General features: G+C 52.1%; 15 protein-coding genes. 4 read left to right on the forward strand and 11 right to left on the reverse strand.

The window, feature by feature from the left end; translation table 11 throughout:
* Positions 1 to 486, forward strand: a 486-nt coding sequence (locus tag Q0V82_RS13675) for an efflux RND transporter permease subunit (protein ID WP_297576717.1), incomplete at its 5' end; no start/stop codon positions are given.
* A 203-nt stretch (positions 487 to 689) separates the two neighbouring features.
* Here Q0V82_RS13675 and Q0V82_RS13680 read toward each other — a convergent pair.
* The 3 genes from Q0V82_RS13680 to Q0V82_RS13690 form a co-directional block, all read right to left on the reverse strand.
* Entirely contained in the window at positions 690 to 1,454 is a 765-nt protein-coding gene (locus tag Q0V82_RS13680) for a hypothetical protein (protein ID WP_297576718.1), read from the reverse strand.
* 204 nt (positions 1,455 to 1,658) lie between these two features.
* Positions 1,659 to 3,035, reverse strand: coding sequence for a chromate efflux transporter (gene chrA / locus Q0V82_RS13685; protein ID WP_297576719.1), 1,377 nt, complete (start codon positions 3,033 to 3,035; stop codon positions 1,659 to 1,661).
* A 232-nt stretch (positions 3,036 to 3,267) separates the two neighbouring features.
* Positions 3,268 to 4,113: an alpha/beta fold hydrolase gene (locus Q0V82_RS13690; protein ID WP_297576720.1), complete on the reverse strand. Its 846-nt coding sequence runs from the start codon at positions 4,111 to 4,113 to the stop codon at positions 3,268 to 3,270.
* A gap of 228 nt (positions 4,114 to 4,341) precedes the next feature.
* On the opposite strand from Q0V82_RS13690, the gene Q0V82_RS13695 reads away from it, so the two are divergent.
* The gene (locus Q0V82_RS13695) at positions 4,342 to 6,705 is read left to right on the forward strand and encodes an autotransporter domain-containing protein (protein WP_297576721.1); all 2,364 of its coding nucleotides are present in this window, start codon (positions 4,342 to 4,344) and stop codon (positions 6,703 to 6,705) included.
* A gap of 707 nt (positions 6,706 to 7,412) precedes the next feature.
* Here the strand turns inward: Q0V82_RS13695 and Q0V82_RS13700 are convergent.
* From Q0V82_RS13700 to Q0V82_RS13735, 8 genes are all read right to left on the reverse strand, one after another.
* Positions 7,413 to 7,787 (reverse strand): hypothetical protein, encoded by a 375-nt coding sequence (locus tag Q0V82_RS13700; RefSeq protein WP_297576722.1) that lies wholly within the window; start codon positions 7,785 to 7,787, stop codon positions 7,413 to 7,415.
* Positions 7,788 to 7,822: 35 nt separating this feature from the next.
* Positions 7,823 to 11,044, reverse strand: coding sequence for an efflux RND transporter permease subunit (locus Q0V82_RS13705; protein ID WP_297576723.1), 3,222 nt, complete (start codon positions 11,042 to 11,044; stop codon positions 7,823 to 7,825).
* Positions 11,045 to 11,166: 122 nt separating this feature from the next.
* Complete coding sequence (locus tag Q0V82_RS13710) at positions 11,167 to 12,270, reverse strand: efflux RND transporter periplasmic adaptor subunit (RefSeq protein WP_297576724.1); 1,104 nt, start codon at positions 12,268 to 12,270, stop codon at positions 11,167 to 11,169.
* Complete coding sequence (locus Q0V82_RS13715) at positions 12,267 to 12,809, reverse strand: hypothetical protein (RefSeq protein WP_297576725.1); 543 nt, start codon at positions 12,807 to 12,809, stop codon at positions 12,267 to 12,269. Before Q0V82_RS13715 ends, Q0V82_RS13710 begins: the two co-directional genes overlap by 4 nt.
* The gene (locus Q0V82_RS13720; protein ID WP_297576726.1) at positions 12,806 to 14,011 is read right to left on the reverse strand and encodes a TolC family protein; all 1,206 of its coding nucleotides are present in this window, start codon (positions 14,009 to 14,011) and stop codon (positions 12,806 to 12,808) included. Before Q0V82_RS13720 ends, Q0V82_RS13715 begins: the two co-directional genes overlap by 4 nt.
* A gap of 250 nt (positions 14,012 to 14,261) precedes the next feature.
* Positions 14,262 to 14,627 carry a hypothetical protein gene (locus Q0V82_RS13725; protein ID WP_297576727.1) on the reverse strand — a complete coding sequence of 122 codons (366 nt, stop codon included), beginning with the start codon at positions 14,625 to 14,627 and terminating at the stop codon, positions 14,262 to 14,264.
* A 131-nt stretch (positions 14,628 to 14,758) separates the two neighbouring features.
* Positions 14,759 to 15,970: an NnrS family protein gene (locus Q0V82_RS13730; RefSeq protein WP_297576728.1), complete on the reverse strand. Its 1,212-nt coding sequence runs from the start codon at positions 15,968 to 15,970 to the stop codon at positions 14,759 to 14,761.
* Between the two features lie 17 nt (positions 15,971 to 15,987).
* Positions 15,988 to 16,272, reverse strand: coding sequence for a DUF2249 domain-containing protein (locus tag Q0V82_RS13735; protein ID WP_297576729.1), 285 nt, complete (start codon positions 16,270 to 16,272; stop codon positions 15,988 to 15,990).
* A 477-nt stretch (positions 16,273 to 16,749) separates the two neighbouring features.
* On the opposite strand from Q0V82_RS13735, the gene istA reads away from it, so the two are divergent.
* Positions 16,750 to 18,279 (forward strand): IS21 family transposase, encoded by a 1,530-nt coding sequence (istA, locus tag Q0V82_RS13740; protein WP_297576730.1) that lies wholly within the window; start codon positions 16,750 to 16,752, stop codon positions 18,277 to 18,279.
* Positions 18,272 to 18,511 (forward strand): hypothetical protein, encoded by a 240-nt coding sequence (locus Q0V82_RS13745; protein ID WP_297576731.1) that lies wholly within the window; start codon positions 18,272 to 18,274, stop codon positions 18,509 to 18,511. Before istA ends, Q0V82_RS13745 begins: the two co-directional genes overlap by 8 nt.
* Positions 18,512 to 18,717 lie beyond the last annotated feature (206 nt).

Raw genomic sequence — 18,717 nt, forward strand, 5'->3', positions numbered from 1 at the left:
CCCCCGCCGCCACCCCCCCTCCCTGCCGGCCCGGGGGGCCCGGCTTTGGTTATACGCGCCCGGGGGTTCCTGTATTTAATGGGCTACAACCTATCGATTGCCACGGGGGTGGGGTTTATTGCTTTGGCGGGGGTTTCGGCTGAATTTGGCGTGATTATGCTGCTGTATCTAAAAAATGCACTGCAAGAACGACTCGACAAAGGCGATCACAGCAATGCGGGCTTGCACGATGCGATTACTGAAGGCGCAGTATTGCGAGTGCGCCCCAAAGCCATGACCGTCGCCGTGATTATCGCCGGTTTGCTGCCGATTTTATTTGGCAGTGGGTCTGGTAGCGAAATCATGAGCCGGATTGCTGCCCCGATGGTCGGCGGAATGATTACGGCGCCTTTATTGTCGTTATTTATTATTCCTGCCGCTTACCAATTAATGCGCCGAAAAAAACCCGCAACACGCGATGAATACGGTGGTGACAGCGTCGTTTAACGCTGCACTCGGCGGCAAGATGACGGATCAAGGATAAAAAAAGCGGAACCTCGGTTCCGCTTTTTTATTGGGTATAGCTATAGAGATCTTATCTAACAATAGCTCGCAATAGATACCCTAGTATTTAGAGTGATACTTAGATTTGCTGCTAATGGTTTTCAGTGCCTGCGGCACAGCACACCAACAGCAAATCTAAAAAATGCTTATTTAGCTGGGCGGCCGGTTTTGATTTTTTCTAGCTGATGCAGCATTTTATGCAGCTCTTCATCGGCCAAGGCGCTTAAAGCATTCAATCCAGCACGAATCAATTCGCTTTTTTTCACCTCAAGACCCGCGCCGATCACCCGCTGCTTTAAAGCGGCAATCAAGGCGTAGTCGGCTTCGGGGAAGGTAAAACTATCGCGAATTAATTTGGCTTTTTTAGCCGCTTTTTTCGCTGGTAACTGGCTGGCTTTATCCAGTTTTTTACCCATCTTAACTTGCGGCGCGGCGCTCGATTGCTCGCCAAGTAAGTGCGTGGCCAATGCTTCCAGATCATCGACTGAAGCCGCCGCTTTGCGTTTGCTACTCACTTTAGCCATTGGCACTTCGGCGACCGTGCTGGCGGTGTCAGCTTTGGCTGCGACGGGTTTAGCGACGGTTTTAGCTATGGCAGTTTTAGTTGCGGCGGGCTTACGCGCAGCGGCTTTGGTCGCAGCAGCAGGGCTGGCTTTGGCTACGCTTGGCGCTGCGGGTGCAACGGCGCTCGGTTCTGCAACATTGGTCACCGTGACCGATTTTGCTGGGGCGGTTCGAGCGCGGCGCGTTGCCGTTTTACGCGGGGTGCTGGCATTGGTTTTTGGCGCGGCTGCGGCAGGAACTGTTGCTGGTGTTGCTGGTGTTGCTGCTGGTGTTGTTGGCGTTGAGCTTTCTACGGCCTTTTTTGGGTCTTGCTCGCTCGCCACCGCTGGATTTGTAGATTTAGTCATCAAAAGCTCCATCAATAAAAAGATATAAACCGTATAAACACTTTACCTTGCTATTTTGCATGGTTTTAGCTGAAATATACATGTCTATTTGATGACAAAAACTTAAATACAAACTAACAACATTTGAAAAACCCAAAAATCAGCCCTTTGTGGCGCGGCAAGCTCATTGCTTAGCCGATAGCGCACCACAGCAATTGAACAAACTCATAACAATCCCGTTTTCAAAATTAAACCCAACACCGCACTAGCGGCAATCACGTGAATCACATTGCTTTTGTATTTAAACAAAGCAATGGCCGCCGCGATGGAGATCAACACCGCAATCCAATCGACAGAATTCAAAATGCCGCTGGCAAAGCCGCTTGGCCACCACACGTGATAGCCAAAAAACAGCGCCAGATTCACAATCACCCCCACCACTGCTGCGGTAATCGCCGTTAAGGGCGCGGTAAATTTCAAATCATTGTGGGTGGTTTCAATCAACGGGCCACCCGCAAAAATAAACAAAAATGACGGCAAAAAAGTAAACCATGTCACCAAACAAGCAGCGAGCGCACCGGCCAAAAATACCGATTCGGGTCCAAACAGCGCCTTGGTATAGCCACCGATAAAACCAACAAAAGCCACCACCATAATCAACGGCCCCGGTGTGGTTTCACCCAGCGCCAAGCCATCGATCATTTGTGTTGGCGTCAACCATTGGAAGTCCAGCACCGCGCCTTGATACACATACGGCAGCACCGCATACGCGCCGCCAAATGTGAGCAACGCGGCCTTGGTAAAGAACCACGCCATTTGCGTAAAGGTATGCTGCCAGCCAAAATACGTCATCAATAAGCCCATCGGCACTAGCCACAGCAGCGCACCGATAACGATGATTTTAACTAAGCGTGCCCAGCTAAAAATCGCGTGCGCTGGCGTGGGCGTAGCGTCGTCAATCAATGCCGCGCCATACGATGCTCCCGTTTTGCCATGCCCGCCGCCGGTTTTAAATTTGTCGGGCGCTATTTTGCCGCCGATATAGCCAATCACGGCCGCCACCAAGACAATCAATGGAAACGGTACATTCAAAGCAAAAATCGCCACAAACGATGCGCCCGCAATGCCCCACAGCAGATTATTTTTAAGCGCGCGCGAGCCAATGCGATGCGCCGCTTGCAGCACAATCGCCGTCACCGCCGGCTTAATCCCGTAAAACAATCCCGCCACCAGCGGCACATCGCCAAAAGCAATATAAACCCACGCCAATGCAATTAGTATCACCAGCGAAGGCAATACAAATAACACTCCGGCGGCAATACCCCCACGGGTTGTATGCATTAACCAGCCAATATACGTTGCCAATTGCTGCGCCTCGGGGCCGGGCAACACCATGCAATAGTTCAGCGCGTGCAAAAAACGTTTTTCTGAAATCCAACGCCGCCGCTCAACCAGCTCTTGATGCATGATGGCAATTTGCCCAGCGGGGCCACCAAAGCTAATCAAACCCAGCTTTAACCAAAACCAAAACGCCTGCCAAAAGCTCACCGGTGGTGGTGACAGTTCAGTGGATACGGTGGTGGGGATTTTATGTTGATGCATTAGGTATCCGGATTCAAAACGCTGCCACAGGGCATTCCAACATGGCACTGGCAGCGCAATCTATATTCGGCTCGAAATGATCCTTCGTGAATAGAGGTTCATCCAGAGTCAGCTTTTTCCTAGCGAGCCCTATCCTGCCGAACATTGATCGCGAGATCAATCGGCATGCGCTTAACTTGTAGCAAATTGAAGCGCATCAATTATTCGCCCTAGGTATTCGTTTTGATATTTATTAATTTAAAGGAAATGCCCATTCTGAAATGCTCGGCCATTGCTGCGCCCAACAACAGCGGTGATCAAAGTTCGGTATCACGCGTACTTCAGGCTGTAAATCAGATGGGAAACGGGCGCGGTAGGCGTTAGCGACTTCCAATGTGATATTGCGATCTTTACCACCAATCAAATGCAACTGTGGAATGGACTGCAAGGCTTGCCAAGCATCCGCAGGATTAAGCGACCCTGTCAGTGGTGCGAGTTGGTGCTGCATTGTCCACGCCTGATGATCTAGATTTCCGGCTACGGTCACCAATCGAATCACGTCAGAACGTCGTGCCGCGACCAAAGCGGCTATGGCCCCTCCTCCTGAATATCCCACCAAAATCAGTTGCTTAGCGCCAAAGCGTAGCTTGAGTGCATCAATCGCCTGTGAGCTGGCAGCAATAACTTGAGGCGAAAAACGTTGCCCCGTCCAGTAGCCGACTTCACAGCCGCGCCGCGCTGCACCCGAAACAAATTGGCAGGGGCGTGCCAGATATGCCGCATTACTGGTTGAATGTTGTAAGGCTAGCTCCAGTCCCATGGCTTGCCGTGGTGTCGGATCGTCAGATGCGAGCGCAGGAGTTATCCATGCCAGCCCATCACCTTCGATATAAACAGTTAGTTTTTTGCCAAGAACTGTTGTGTTGGGCACAAAGGCGACGAGTACGAAGTCGGTAGTCGGCAAGTGCAGCATTTGCCAACCCTGCATAGCAGCCTTTGTTTCACTATGCACGCGCCGTATTTCTGGACTGATATTGCTGCAAGCCGTTAGCAACAGAATGAGTAGCGACGTTAATACGCCAGCAAAAAATGTAAGCATTCGAGGATTTAATACATTAGTAAATGTTAATTTTAACATTTACTAATGGTATTATTCACGCCTTCGCACCCTGCACCACTTACTTTTAATCCAATAAGGGAATTACATCCGATGGGCCGCTCGCAACACCTTAAACACACTGCTCATAATAGTGCTTTACCATGTAGTCCAAAACACATCGTCTCTGCCGTGCTACTTGCGCTAAGTACCTTAGCCGCAGGGCCCGCAATGGCTGCCGCCTGCAATGCGTCTGACTCTAATATTATTTCAACGACACTGAACAATACTTGCACCTTAAATTCTGGATCTAGCTTAGTGGTGACCTCACCAGAAGGTTTGATTGATGTCGTGGGAAAGTATGGCGTCAAAATTTCCGTTGGCAGTGGCCTACCCGTAAGCTCTATCAATAATCAAGGCACCATTCGTAGTCTTGGTGCAAATGGCTCGCCAGGTATGGGCATTTATATGGAAAGTAATTCTAGCTCGTTAACGGCCGTTACGAACGTAACCAATAGCGGAACGATCTCTGGTACCGGGACGTATCTTGGCCTTGGTATCGCCGTTAACGGCAGCGTGCTGGGCAGCTTAAATAACAGCGGTACAATTAGCGGACAGGGAAACGCCGGTGAGGGGGTTTACCTCAACGGGACGATTGGTTCGATTGTGAATAGCGGGATAATCTCAGGCTCAACGGCCGCAATTTATGTGCATTCCGGTGGTGTCACCGATGGCATTAGCAATACCGGCACTTTGGATGGCCAAGTGCACCTGAATACCTCAACACTAAATCTAAATGGCGATCATGCCGTCGTTACTGGCGCAGTGCATGGTGGCGCGGCTTCGGTAGTGAATGTGAATGGCACGTTTACATCAGGCGATACGTTTGACGTCGGCACCCTCAAAGTTGCTAGTAGTGATGGGGTATTGAATCTGGGACATGACGTCAAAACGAAGTTGGGCGTGCATAACTCGGGCAAATTGGCCGTGGCAGCCGGTACGTCGGTGATGATTTTTGGCAACTACACCCAGTCCGCTACGGGTGTGTTTGAAACGGGGCTGAGTAGTGCAACTAGCTACGGCCAACTGGTCGTGAGCGGTACCGCCGATCTATCCGCCAGCAACAAAATCAATGTCAATGTCGTTGGTGCACCGAGTCTAATCGCTGGTACCAGCGCACAGCCTGGTGTGATTACGGCTGAAACTTTAGTCGCAGGGCCAAGTTTTACCGTAACCGATAACAGCGCCTTGTTTGATTTTATTGCGACAAAAAATGGCAATGCTGTTGATTTATGCGTGGAGACGGCAGGTGCAAGTCGTTGTACTGCCCCTGATATTGTCGTTCCACCTGTTGTCGTTCCACCTGTTGTTGTTCCACCTGTTGTTGTTCCACCTGTTGTTGTTCCACCTGTTGTTGTTCCACCTACTGCAATTGTTCCTCCAATCCCTGATGTTAAGCCGAAAATCACCGTTGTCAGTAGTGTGCAGAACAACCAAAATTCATCAACCATCGGAGTTGCAACTGTATTTGACCAACTGATTGCGCAAGGTAGTCAAGCGCCAAGTTCAATGCAGTCGATTATCACAGCGCTAGGCACATTACCAACTGAGCTGGCAGTGTCGAACGCGGTGAGACAGATGGTGCCCTTGCAAAATGGTGGGATGGCAGAAATAAATTCGTCTGTGCTGCATAGCATTGACCGGGTAGTGCAGGCACGACAAGACGCCAATAAAGGGCGGTCGTCGGGTGATGAATTTATTAATAATCAAGAGGCTTGGCTCAAGCCAATGGGCTCTTGGGCGAATCAAGACGATAGTAATGGCGTTTCTGGTTATAAAGCAGACTCCTACGGTCTGGTGCTCGGAGCTGATCGCCTGATTACCGATCAAGTGCGTCTAGGTGGGGCGCTGTCTTATCTGCGTAGTAAAGTCGATAGCAATTCTAGTGTGGCACCGCAGTCAGCGCAGGTCGATGGTTATCGCGGGATTGTATATGGCAGCTATAGTCTTGATCCACGCACTGATGTGAACTTTCAGGCCGCGCTGGGCCGCAGCCATACCGAGGGCGATCGCGCGATCAACTTTGGTGGTTTAAATCACGTGGCATCATCAAGTTACAACAGCTGGAATGCGCATCTTGGTGCTGGCATTGCTCGTAGTTTCAATATGGCGGAAAAAACGACGCTGACACCATCGCTGCGTGCCGACTATATGTATATCCATGATGCCGCTTATACCGAAACTGGCGCAGGGGCATTGAGCTTGAATGTAAACGACAATAGCGCGCAAGAACTGACTTTCTCAATGGACAGCAAGCTCAATCATGCGATAAATGAACAAGTAATATTCACCGCCAACCTCGGTGGCGGTTACGATACCTTGTCGCAACAATCATCGATTTCATCGGCCTTTGTTGGCGGTGGTGCACAGTTCATTACGAAGGGGCTCGATCCATCGCCTTGGTTTGCTCGTGGTGGTTTGGGCTTGATGATCACTAACAGCAAGGCACTGGAAATTACTGCACGTTATGATGTTGAAGCACGAAATGATTTCGTCAATCAAACGGCTTCAATTAAATTAAGAATGCCGTTTTAATCTACTAAGTGGGTCGGCTCCTGATAGTTTGAATACAGAAAACAACAAGCCTATTTAAATCATAGGTTTGCGTTGCTATCATTCAAACTGAGTGAGACGACCGTACTTAATGTGCTGAACTTTGAAAAATCACCATTTTCTCCGAAAGAGAATGGTGATTTTTTTTGTGAGCGGTATGGCTGAATTAAACGGAATGTTCGCGCGAATATCTAAGTGTGCATGCACACTGCCGAATATTTATTGAAGAAACACTTAAATTAATGCGGAACCTTGAGAAAACCCCAAAGGAGTGAAACTCATTCCGATCAAAGCAACCAAGACCGTCCGATACTTCGGCTACGATTGTTTCGGGGCATAGATAGCAATACCCTAAATAATTACCTCAAAACCAAGCGCCATTGCGCTGTGGTTTTATTTGGCAACACGGCAGCGTATTAGCGCTGGTTAGGGGAGATTGGCGCTGAGCTGATATTGGCATTGCTTTCACGGGCAAGACGGTATCTACCGAGTTTTACTGAACTGGGTCGCTCATCAGGAGAAGCAATATAAATACGCACGCTACAGATAGTTTGGAGGCCATTAACTCTACGTCGTTACCAATCAAAGACTTAGCTCAGAGACATTCAAACAAAGCTTGGCAGATTTACTTAGGTATTGCCACACAGAAGCCTACTACCAAGATCTAGATAGCAATACCCATTGATATTTTATTTCAAAGCAAAACGAAATTGCGCCGCAGCCTGACCTGGCAAGGTCACTTTCAATATGGCTTTGGTGCCTGCAACGGCTTTGTATGGGCCGTGCGCCATAAAGGAATTGTCGCCCGATGGGGCGAGCTTCACCGCTTGTTTCTCAGTGCCATTGAGCACCGTTAATTCAGCAACCGCCCCCTTAGTGGCAATCGCCTCGCCATCGTGACTAGTGAGATACACCATCAACATATTGCCTTGGGTACTGAGCTCTGCACGCGTACCCGCCGTTGCTTCGGCCATTACGCCACCATGCGCTGCTTTCATCTCGCCATCAGCGATGGCCAAGCTTGAAGCAAGTACAAAGCCTATGGCGATTAAAATATTTTTCATGATACTTCCTTTATCAAAGAGCCCGAAGGCCAGGGTTAAAACGCCGTCTGACTATTTTCATCCAGCAAGCGTTGTAATGGTTTTTGGCCGAAGAGCCAGAACATCAGCGGCGTAAGCAAGGTATCGAGAATGGTCGAGCTGATCAAGCCACCAAAAATCACCACCGCCACCGGATGCAAGATTTCTTTGCCCGGCGCGTCCGCAGCAAATAGCAGCGGCGTTAACGCCAGCGCAGCGGTGAGCGCGGTCATCAGCACTGGGGTAAGTCGTTCGAGCGAGCCACGAATAATCATCGCTTGGCTAAAGGTTTCGCCTTCAAACTTACATAGATTGATGTAATGGCTGACTTTCAAAATACCGTTGCGCGTGGCAATGCCCGTTAGCGTGATAAAACCCACCAATGACGCCACAGATAAAGAAATATCTGCCAACCACATCGCAATCACACTACCGATCAAGGCCATCGGGATATTGCCCATAATGGTTAAAGCCAACACGGCCGATTTATAGCGGCTATAGAGCAGCATAAAAATCAGCGATAGCGAGATCAAAGACAGCCCTGCAATCAGCGTACTGGCCGCTTCTTGCGCTTGGAACTGCCCTTCTAGGCTAACAAAATAACCTTCGGGTTGCTGGTTTTCGGCCAATACCAGCCGGATTTGGCGAATGATTTCAGCCATATCCGAGCCGTCGGAATTGGCCGAAATCACGATGCGGCGGCGGCTGTTTTCGCGACCAATCTGATTGGGGCCATCGCTTTCTTCGATGCTGGCCACTTGCGATAGCGGCACGTTGCCATGCGGCGTATCAATCAAGATATTGCCCAGCCCTTGCGCATCGCGCTCAGCATCGGGCAGGCGAATCACCAGATTAAAGCGCTTATTGTTGTCGATAATTTGCGCGACGGTATCGCCCTCAGTCAGCGTTTCTAAGGTTTTGAGTAGCGTTCCGGGCGCAACACCCAATTGCGCGGCGCGATCATAATCGATGCGAACTTTGATTTGCGGAATCAACACCTGCTTTTCGATTTGCAAATCAGTCAGCCCCGGAATGGCGGCGAGTTTTTCTTTTAATCCGGCGGCTTCACCGCGCAAGGTATCCAAGTCATCGCCATAGATTTTCAAGGCAATTTGCGCCCGAACTCCTGACAATAAATGATCAAGCCGATGTGAAATCGGCTGCCCCACCGTAATGGCTGCGGGTAAAATAGCCAAACGTTGGCGCAGATCGGCGATCACCTCGTCCCGACTGCGCTCTGAGGCACGTAAATCCACATCAAGCTCGCTGGTATGCACGCCTTCGGCGTGTTCATCCAGCTCGGCGCGCCCAGTTCGACGTCCAACACTCACCACCTCGGGAACGTCAGCAACCAGCATTTCAGCAACACGCGCCACCCGCCCCGACTCCGATAATGAAGTACCCGGATTGAGCTGCAAACCAATCAGCAAAGTACCTTCGTTAAACGCCGGTAAAAACGCTTTGGGGAAAAACGGCACGCTGGCCAAGGCGGCCATCAGCAGCACCACGGCCAAACCCAAGGCCAGTTTGGCGTGCGCAAATGACGCGACTAAGACCCGTTCATCCCAGCGCTTTAAGCACTGCACCAGCTTGGAGTCGCCATGGTCAAGCACCGGGCCAAAAAGCGTTTTCGACGCCGAGGCGCAAAGGCGTAAAGAGCGACGAAAAAATCCCGTTGCAACCACCTCCGATGGATTAGTTTGCTCCGCGTCGCTGCGTTTTTGCGTCGGGTTGCCAGTGCTCCGACCCAGCAGGAAATAACACATCACCGGTGTCACGGTCAGCGCTACCAGCAAACTGGCCAAAATCGACGTAATGTACGCCACGCCCAATGGGGCAAATAATCGCCCTTCAATCCCTGGCAAGGCGAACAAGGGCACAAAAGCCAGCACCACCACCATCGTCGCCAGCACCACCCCAGAGCGCACTTCATTACACGCGCTGGCGATGACATGAATCGTCTGCACCATGCCTTTGGGCTGGTTTTCTTTGAGTCGACGCAGCACATTTTCGACGTCGACCAGCGCATCATCGACCAGCTCGCCAATCGCGATCGCCAAACCGCCCAGCGTCATCACATTGATCGACAACCCCATCATCTTGAACACCAAAAAGGTAATCGCCAGCGACAAGGGAATTGCGGTTAATGAAATAAACGTGGTGCGGCTATTCATCAAAAATAGAAATAAAATCACCGCCACCATGATGGCGCCATCGCGCAAGGCTTCTTGCACGTTGGCAATCGAGGCTTGGATAAAGTCAGCCTGACGAAATGACACTTGCGGCGCACTCATTCCGGCCGGTAGTGATTTACTCAGCGAGCTTAAAGCCGCTTCAACTTCACGCGTCACCTTGATCGAGTCGGCGGTGGGTTGCTTTTGCACCCCAACAATCACCGCCGCTTGCCCGGCGAAACCAGCATCACCCCGTTTAAACGCCGCAGCAAATTTAACCTCGGCCACTTGCTTGAGTAATACCGGCTGGCCGTTGACGACTTTGACCGCTAGATTTTGCATGTCTTCAAGCTTGGTGGTGCGCCCCATATTGCGAATCAAGTATTCGCGGGCATTTTGCTCCAAATACCCACCACTGGTATTGCTTGAAAACCCTTTTAAAGCAAGCTCTATATCCTCATACCCCACAGCCAATTGCGCCATCATCGCGGTATTGGGTTCAACGCGAAATTGCCGCACTTCGCCACCAATCGGTATCACCTGCGCCACCCCGGGGATAGACAACAAGCGAGGACGCAACACAAAATCAACGTATTCGCGCACTGCCATCGGGCTGCCATCGGCCTGAATCGGAAAAGCAATCAGCATAATTTCACCCATCACCGATGAAATCGCCCCCATTGCTGGGCTAACGCCGTCTGGCAGCGCGGTTTTAACTTCGGCCAAGCGCTCGGCAACCAACTGCCGGTTGCGATAAATGTCTGAGCCCCATTCAAACTCGGCGTAGACAATCGACAACCCCACGCCCGAGACTGAGCGCACTCGCGTCACGCCGGGCATACCGTTGAGTGCGGTTTCTAACGGAAAGCTCACCAACTGCTCAACTTCTTCCGGCGCCATGCCGCCGGCCTCGGTCATGATGGTGACGGTGGGCTTATTTAAATCCGGAAACACATCCACCGGCATTTTACTGGCCGTTAAACCGCCATAGATCAACATAATGACGGCGATCACAACGATAAATAGTCTGTTTTTCAGACTTTGATTCACTATCCAGCTAAACATAACTGCTCCTTGCAAAACCAAATCAATACCTTGAATCGGACACCGAGCGCACTGAGTTTCATCGTGAAAAACAATGTATTACTCAGTGCCCATCTGTATTTCAAGATTTGGTTTTTAACGATTTAACGGATTTGGTTAATCAATGTGGCACCCTGCGTCACAACGCGGCTGCCTGCGGTCAGCTGCGTCACGAGGACTGTTTTGCCATCGACCGGCAGCGGTGTGACTGGCACGGCGCGAAAGACTTGCGCACTGTCGTGCAACCAAACGATGGGTTCATTGGCCGCATTTTTAACAATGCTGCTCATCGGAATGCGGATGCCTTGGCGCTGCTCGCGCGTTTGCACAGTCAGTTTTAAGGTTTGCCCCAACGCCAACGGCATCGCCTCAGTCGGCGCAAACAACAGCGGTAACGCCCCATTGCGTAAGCTACTGCCGCCACCCAAATAGCGCAGCGTAATGCCTTGCACTGCGGCGCTGGCGACATTGCTAAGCAGCGCCGGATCGTAAGCCAAGGCTTCAATCAGCAGACTATTGGGCTCGATGATTTCGAACAATACCGCGCTGCTATCGACCACTTGGCCATGAATCACATCGCTGGTTGCCAATACGCCCGACACGGGCGCACGCAAAGCTTCGCCGCCGCTCACTTGGGCCATTGCCGCCACACGGGTACGCCAACTCGTGCGCTCCGCTTCGGCGGCTTGAATTTCTTTCCGTGGCACGCTATCGGACAAAGCGTTTAATCGCGTGACGGTTTGTTCCGCCAATTGCAGCTTGCTGCGCGCCTCAGCTAAATCGGCCTGTTGTTGCGCCAATTCATAGGTACTGGCGGTTGGCTTTAGCCAAGCTAAAACCTGCCCTTGCTTCACCTTGCTACCGAGTAATGGCAGGCCGCCCTTGGGCATGCTGATTCGCCCATTGCTACTGGCTTGCACTCGGCCGCCCCGATTGGGATTCATCACCACATGCGCATTGAGCTCGATGCTGCGGGCCACCTGCCCTACACTGGCCACCACCGTACGCACCTGCAAACGGTGCTGCACTGCTTTAGGCAGTAGCACGCGGCCATCAGGTAAACGCTGAGCTTGATCATGATTGAGCTGTGCCGCGACAGGGGCTGCGCCATGATTTTCATCGCCATGCGCCCACACGGGCTGAATGCTTAAAGTCAGTAGCGCTAGGCCAATCAGCTTAAGTTGGTAATGCTTTGCGGGGGTCATCATGTCTTTACTCCTAAAACTGGACGAGTTGCACGACGTTGCCGCGCAATAATCAATGAAATCGCGCCAATGCTCAGCAATCCGCCTGCACCCCACCACCAAGCACTCACGGCTGGGCCGCTCGCTGGCGTTAGGGCCGGTTTGGCCACGGTTAATGTGGTTTCTAGTAAATCGGATTGCTCGCCAGCAATAATGGTAAACATAAGGGCATGTTCACCCACACTCGATAAGGCGGGAGCTGCAACCGAATACACCCCAGGAGAAATCGGTTTTAGCTGGGCTTTAAAGTCGCCACTTTCAACTTCGATCTGGGCGCCGGCCACCGGCGAATTATCTTGATAGCGATCGAGATACACCTGCAAGGTCTGCTGGTTGATTTGGGCAAACAGCGCAAATTCAGCCGAATGCGTTTCTGCACTGGCCAGTCCGGCACGGCTGAGTACCACTGGCGCACTGCCGTGGTCTTCGTCGCCGTGAGCGAGTACGGCATTGGCCAACATCGCACTAAAAATAAGCGCGAGTAAGGATTTTTTGGGCATCATGGCAAGATTCCTGCGGCTTGATTGAGTCGGGAAATCGCGCGATTCACGGCAAGGCGAGCACGCGCGTATTCAGATTGGGCGGCCAATTGCGCTTGCTGGCTTTTTAGTTGCGTTGTCAAATCGAACTGCCCCAGCCGATAGCCTTTGTCGATCGATTGCGCTTGTTCAGCGCTCAATTGCCGCTGCTCGGCGGCAATGTCCAGCTCGGCACGACTTTGGATTAGGGCTGACTGCGCGATTTTTAAGCCGCTAGCGATGCTGGTGACTTGCTGCTCAAGCTCTAATTGCGCTTGAATCAGCTCGGCATTGGCCGCAGCGATGCGCGGTAAGTTACGCGATTGCGCCCCCAATGGGATTTGGAAACCCAGCTTGATACGGCCACGATACGCGGCATCGCTGGCGTCTTTTTCCACGGTATAGCTCAGACCAATTTCTGGCGCGTTCGGCGTGTCACCCGCCGCTTGTTGCAGCTTGGCCTGCGCGCTATTGGCCGTTAAGCCCAGACTGGCGAGCAAGGGATGCGCACCGGCGGCTTCGGTTTCGGTTTCGACTTCAGCCGATGCTGGCAGCGCCGCGCCACGGCTCAACAGCGTAAAACTTTGCTGCGCCCGTTGCAGAGTCAGCTGCGCCATACCGAGGTTTTTTTTCGCTTGTAACACCCCAATATGGCTTTGCCTTGCGTCGCTTGGCGCTAAATCACCGGCTTTGAGCCGCTGCTTCACATCCACCGCCAAAGCTTGCTCGGCGTTGACTTGGTTTTGGGCTAGCTCAACCTCAAGCTCGGCCGCACGCACATCCCACCACGCTTCGCGCAGCGCACCGGCCAAGGCCAGTTGCGCCAAGCGCGATGCGCCGGCAAACGCCGCTTGCTCGGTGTGCGCCACCTGCACTGCTCGCTCACGTTGGCCGTACAGCCAAATCGGCGTGGACAGTGCCAACTCCCATTCACGGCGGCCGGTATTGGCATTGAGTTGATCGCTGGTATGCGATAAACCCAGCGTTGGCGGCTCGGGAGTCCACGCTTGGCTGGCTAAAAATTGGGCGCTATAGCGCTGATTTTGCGCATATTGCGCCGGAGCTTGTACTGACCAAGCATGCTCAAATGCGTCGCGCAGCGTGGCCGCTTGCGCGGTGGCAAGCCCCATCGACAGCAGCAATACGCTGGCCAAAGCATGAGCTGGCCATGTCTTCACAGCAGACATAATGAATCCTAGTTGAGTGGAAAACGTTATAAAACGCACCAGCACAAACCAGATTTAACGCAAAAATAGCCCCTGCCCCGCAGGCACGGCACAACAGCGCTGCGAATACTCGCAGCTCGGCAGGTCAATATGCAGCTTAACTTCGGAGTCAGCGAACACGCCGATGCCGCGATGTGTAGTCATATTGGGCAATCGTCAAGCCGACGACCAGGATGTCCCAGTCAACGCGCTATTTTTGCTAAGTAAATTGTTAGGTCGCGCCAGAATCAGGCGCTAAAAAAGGCGGCCGTAACGGCGGGGGGGAATTGATACTGGATAGCACGGCCAATTTAGCCGCATTTTGCACTGAACGCAGCGGCGAAAGCATCGCGCTATGCTCAAGTAGCGGCATGGCTGAAGTGCAGGTATTGCAATGACTACCTTGGGTTTTGATGCTATCACTGCTGTGCTGATCGGCAGCTTTTGACGCCGATGTGCTGTCATGATGATCGAGCACAATCTCATTGTGATAGTGGGTGTGATGATCTTGCGTCGACGGCAATTCCTTCGCTGCAGCCACATTCAGTGACAGCGAAAATGAAATAAACAGCCAGAAAAAAACGCGAAGAATAGGCACTGTTGTCAACGTAATGTCAATTGAGTATTGGAGTGTAGTCGATTTGCGTCATTTTGAGCAATGCTAATACCTCAATTAACCGTTATTTAAATGACAAAGCACTGACCACACCCGATACACACAACCGCGACTTAACCCGCGCCGCCATCCACTCGCGCTTGCCAATACATTGGCAAATACACGCGACTCCAGCTCAGTAAAGCCAGTAGCGCCATACTGGCCGCCACGGCATACAGAATAGCTTGCATGCTTGGCAAAATCTCACCCAATACCCGCGCTAACGCCACTCCTTGCATGAGCCAATAACACGTCCAAGCCACGCCGCCCGCCAGTAACGGCCGCCCAGAATGCCCTAGCGTGACGCGGGTGACAAACGCCAGCAACATGCAGCAGAAAAACCCTAAAGTCAGCGCATGCAGCGGTGCAAAACCCAAACCAAAGTGCCCACGCCACTGCAGCACATCACTGATCACCGACAGCAACATGGCCAAGCCCGCCCAGGCAAAAGCGGCGTGCAGCATCGCCAATAGTTTGACTTTAAACGTCGCGATCAAACGCCAGCGCCAAGTGGTATACAGCAAAATACTGGCCATCGTCGCGTCAACAACAAGGGTATTTAGATCAAGACCAAACATCACAATGCGCAGCAACGAACACCCTACCAAGGTATACAGCCACCAATTTGGCCGCCACGGCGAATATAACGGCAAAGCCGTTGCAGAAAAAAACGGAATCATCCGGTGGCTCACCGCTAAAAAAACCGGCAGCAACAATCCCCAAATCCCAAGCTGCACCGCCCCAAACCACGCCGACACATCGCCCGTCATCGCCCAATACAGCGCCAACAGCAGGCCCAGCGCCCCTAAACTAAAGGCCAAAGCAATGGTTTTAGCGTGCAATTGATCGGCCACTGCGCTAGATAATATCGCTCGAATCCACACCGCCAATCCAGCCAGCCATGCCAGCAACTGCAAAGCGATGCCTAGCCCTAATAGCGCCGTATTGACCGCTGAAGCAAGTACCAAAAGACCGCCCAGTAAATACCCCAACATAATCGGGGCATAACAGCGCAAACTCGGACTCGCTACGCCCAACCAACGCGGCCCAGCGGTATAAATAAAGCCCAGCATAAACAGCGGAAAAAAACTATACGTCATGCTGTAGCCATGCAAAAACATCGGCACCACCGCACTGGGCAAAGCGATACCCTGCCAGCGCCCCAACATATGGCCACCCCACCACAAAAAGCTTAAAACCAGCAAAATACCACCGGCTAAAAACCCCAATCGATGCGGAGCGGCAAGCGCTTGCTGGCCGCGTAAAATCATTGCTTTAACCATCATCCACTCCTTGGCAAAGGCTAGCCGTTGCAATGACCACAACACGGCGCGCCAAGGCGAGCATCACTGACTTTTGCGATCGTGACCTGCCACAGCGCAGGCCCATCTAGCAAATAAGTCCATTGATACTGGCCAGCAAAGCGCTCGGCAAACTGCGCCGCGAGCGGATTAGGTCGATGATCGTTCACTAAGCTCAATGCCTCACCCACTTGCAGTGCAGCAAAGGTATTAAAAATCAGCGCATGGCGATCGGCAGGTGCAATCTGGCGCACATCAACGTGACTGACAATCTGAGCTTGGGGCATATAGAATCCTCATGGCGATTAAACATATAAATAATATGCATATTAAAGTACCACGTGAGCCAGCCCATAATCAATCTATAAAATGCACACTCATGATTTTGACCCGACAGCGACCAAGCCAACGTCCCTAGGGCCTGTTGACTTTGGGTTTCCCGCCGCTACTGACGCGCTTTTCGCGGCGAAGCAAGGCGTAGTCAGCGATGCATAGTCATGCTATGCAAGCTTGCTACCAAGCAAAGTCACCGCGAAAAGCGCCCTGCTCTTAAGGTTTGGCGGATTTTGTGGTTGATTGATGGCGTTAAAACCCCAGCGCCACGTCTATTTAATCATCCCACGGAGGATCATTCGGGTCGGAACTGGCGGTGTTGTCGCCGACCGAAAATTGACCCACTACAGCTAGTTATGCCGATCCAAAATTGACCCAGGTGTTTTACTTGCTCTGCTTAATTCTTAGGCAGAGGATAAAAGGTGATCACCATGGAAATGATTGGCAAAATCCGTAGGATGTATTTTCGCGACCATCTGTCGCTGCATGAAATTACCAAGCGCACCGGTATGGCGCGCAATACCGTTCGAACTTGGATTCGCAAGCCCACTGCCAAGGCGCCGCCGCAGTACACTCGCCAGCGTCAACCCGGCAAACTCACCCCGTTTCACGCCACTTTAGAGCAAGCTCTGAAAGCCGATTCATTTCGCGCCAAGCACAATCGTCGGACGGCCAAGGGGTTGTTTGAACAGATTCAGGCCGAGGGTTATGCCGGTGGTTATAGCGCCGTCACTGATTTCGTTCGCGCTTGGCGGGGCAAGGCTGGCAAAACCCCGCAGGGGTTTGTGCCCTTGCAGTTTGCTTTGGGTGAGGCTTTTCAATTTGACTGGAGCGAAGAACATCTGCTGATTGGCGGCGTTTATCGCAAGGTGCTCGCGGCACATACCAAGCTCTGTGCGAGCCGCGCGTTTTGGGTGGTGGCCTATCCCAGCCAAGGGCATGAAATGTTATTCGACGCACATGCACGCTCGTTTGCCGCTTTGGGCGGCGTGCCACGGCGTGGCATTTACGACAATATGAAGACCGCCGTCGATAAGGTATTGAAGGGTAAAGGCCGGATCGTGAATGCGCGTTTCTCGGTGATGTGCGCGCACTATTTGTTTGATCCCGATTTCTGCAATGTCGCCTCTGGTTGGGAAAAAGGCGTGGTTGAAAAGAATGTGCAAGACAGTCGGCGGCGGATTTGGTTGGCAGCGCAAAGCGTGCAATTCAGTAGCTTTGACGCATTGAATGTGTGGCTGGCCGAGCGTTGTCGTGCCTTATGGGCAGAGCTGAAACACCCTGAGTTCAAAGCGCTCAGCATCGCTGAGATGCTGGAGCAGGAACGACTGGAAATGATGCCAATGCCGACCCCGTTTGATGGCTACGTCGAACATTTGGCCAGCGTATCAAGCACCTGCTTGATTACGGTCGCCAGCAATCGTTATTCGGTGCCGTGCGAATGGTCACGCCATCGGGTTAGTGTGCGTTTGTACCCAAGCCAAGTGGTGATTGTGGTTGACGATGCCATTGTGGCGCGACATGAGCGCCTGCTGGCCGAGCATCAAGTGAGTTTCGACTGGCAGCATTACGTTCCACTGATTAGCCGCAAGCCGGGCGCATTACGTAATGGCGCGCCATTTGCTGAAATGCCGACCGCGTTGTTGCGGCTTAAGCAAGGGTTGTTACGGCGTAACGGTGGCGACAAAGTGATGGCGCAAGTCCTTGCTACGGTGCCGATTGCTGGATTAGATGCGGTCTTGGTGGCGGTTGAATTGGTGTTGGAGTCCGGCGTGCTGAGTATTGAACACATTCTGAACGTGGTGGCGCGTTTGACTGAGCCACCGGCCACCGCCAGCGCAGAAACTCAGCTCAAGCTGGGCGAGGAACCGCAGGCCAATACCGAGCGTTATGACCAATTACGGGCGACGAGCGAAGCAACTAAGCCAACGACCCAAAATGAAGAATCCAATCATGCGTGATATTACCGCTGAACTGAAAGCGCTGCGTTTGCATGGTATGGCGGGCGCGTGGGTTGATTTGAAAGCCCAAGGTGGTTTGGGAATTGATACGTCAGGCTGGTTGATTGAGCATTTGCTTCAAGCTGAAAACACCGACCGTGGGCTGCGCTCGATTCCGGTAATTGTCAAACTAGTTGTCGCCTCAATCGTTAAATCCTATGCTATCTTTTGCGCCACTTTTTCGCGTTTGTAAACTTTGCTCAGCGTCTGCTGTTTAAAGTCGTCAGAATACGTTATTTTTTGCATGTTGAAGCCTCTGTTTTTTGCAAACCAATGAAAATTCAGAGGCGACAACTAGTCTGACATAGGGGGGTGCGATGGCGCACAAGGCCTTCGGTTTACTCCGCACTTGCGCCGGACGCTCGGCGCGACGATGTTGGAGTTGATCCGCTGCGCGCA

Origin of the sequence: uncultured Deefgea sp. (assembly GCF_947072475.1) — a bacterium.
Lineage (GTDB): Bacteria > Pseudomonadota > Gammaproteobacteria > Burkholderiales > Chitinibacteraceae > Deefgea.

Excerpts from the sequence above, each read along its gene's own strand:
- Q0V82_RS13710 (WP_297576724.1), bottom strand. The coding sequence starts at position 12,270 with ATGATGACCCCCGCAAAGCATTACCAACTTAAGCTGATTGGCCTAGCG.
- chrA (WP_297576719.1), bottom strand. The coding sequence starts at position 3,035 with ATGCATCAACATAAAATCCCCACCACCGTATCCACTGAACTGTCACCA.
- Q0V82_RS13745 (WP_297576731.1), top strand. The coding sequence starts at position 18,272 with ATGCGTGATATTACCGCTGAACTGAAAGCGCTGCGTTTGCATGGTATG.
- Q0V82_RS13695 (WP_297576721.1), top strand. The coding sequence starts at position 4,342 with ATGGCTGCCGCCTGCAATGCGTCTGACTCTAATATTATTTCAACGACA.
- istA (WP_297576730.1), top strand. The coding sequence starts at position 16,750 with ATGGAAATGATTGGCAAAATCCGTAGGATGTATTTTCGCGACCATCTG.
- Q0V82_RS13735 (WP_297576729.1), bottom strand. The coding sequence starts at position 16,272 with ATGCCCCAAGCTCAGATTGTCAGTCACGTTGATGTGCGCCAGATTGCA.
- Q0V82_RS13680 (WP_297576718.1), bottom strand. The coding sequence starts at position 1,454 with ATGACTAAATCTACAAATCCAGCGGTGGCGAGCGAGCAAGACCCAAAA.
- Q0V82_RS13720 (WP_297576726.1), bottom strand. The coding sequence starts at position 14,011 with ATGTCTGCTGTGAAGACATGGCCAGCTCATGCTTTGGCCAGCGTATTG.
- Q0V82_RS13715 (WP_297576725.1), bottom strand. The coding sequence starts at position 12,809 with ATGATGCCCAAAAAATCCTTACTCGCGCTTATTTTTAGTGCGATGTTG.
- Q0V82_RS13690 (WP_297576720.1), bottom strand. The coding sequence starts at position 4,113 with ATGCTTACATTTTTTGCTGGCGTATTAACGTCGCTACTCATTCTGTTG.
- Q0V82_RS13700 (WP_297576722.1), bottom strand. The coding sequence starts at position 7,787 with ATGAAAAATATTTTAATCGCCATAGGCTTTGTACTTGCTTCAAGCTTG.
- Q0V82_RS13730 (WP_297576728.1), bottom strand. The coding sequence starts at position 15,970 with ATGATGGTTAAAGCAATGATTTTACGCGGCCAGCAAGCGCTTGCCGCT.
- Q0V82_RS13705 (WP_297576723.1), bottom strand. The coding sequence starts at position 11,044 with ATGTTTAGCTGGATAGTGAATCAAAGTCTGAAAAACAGACTATTTATC.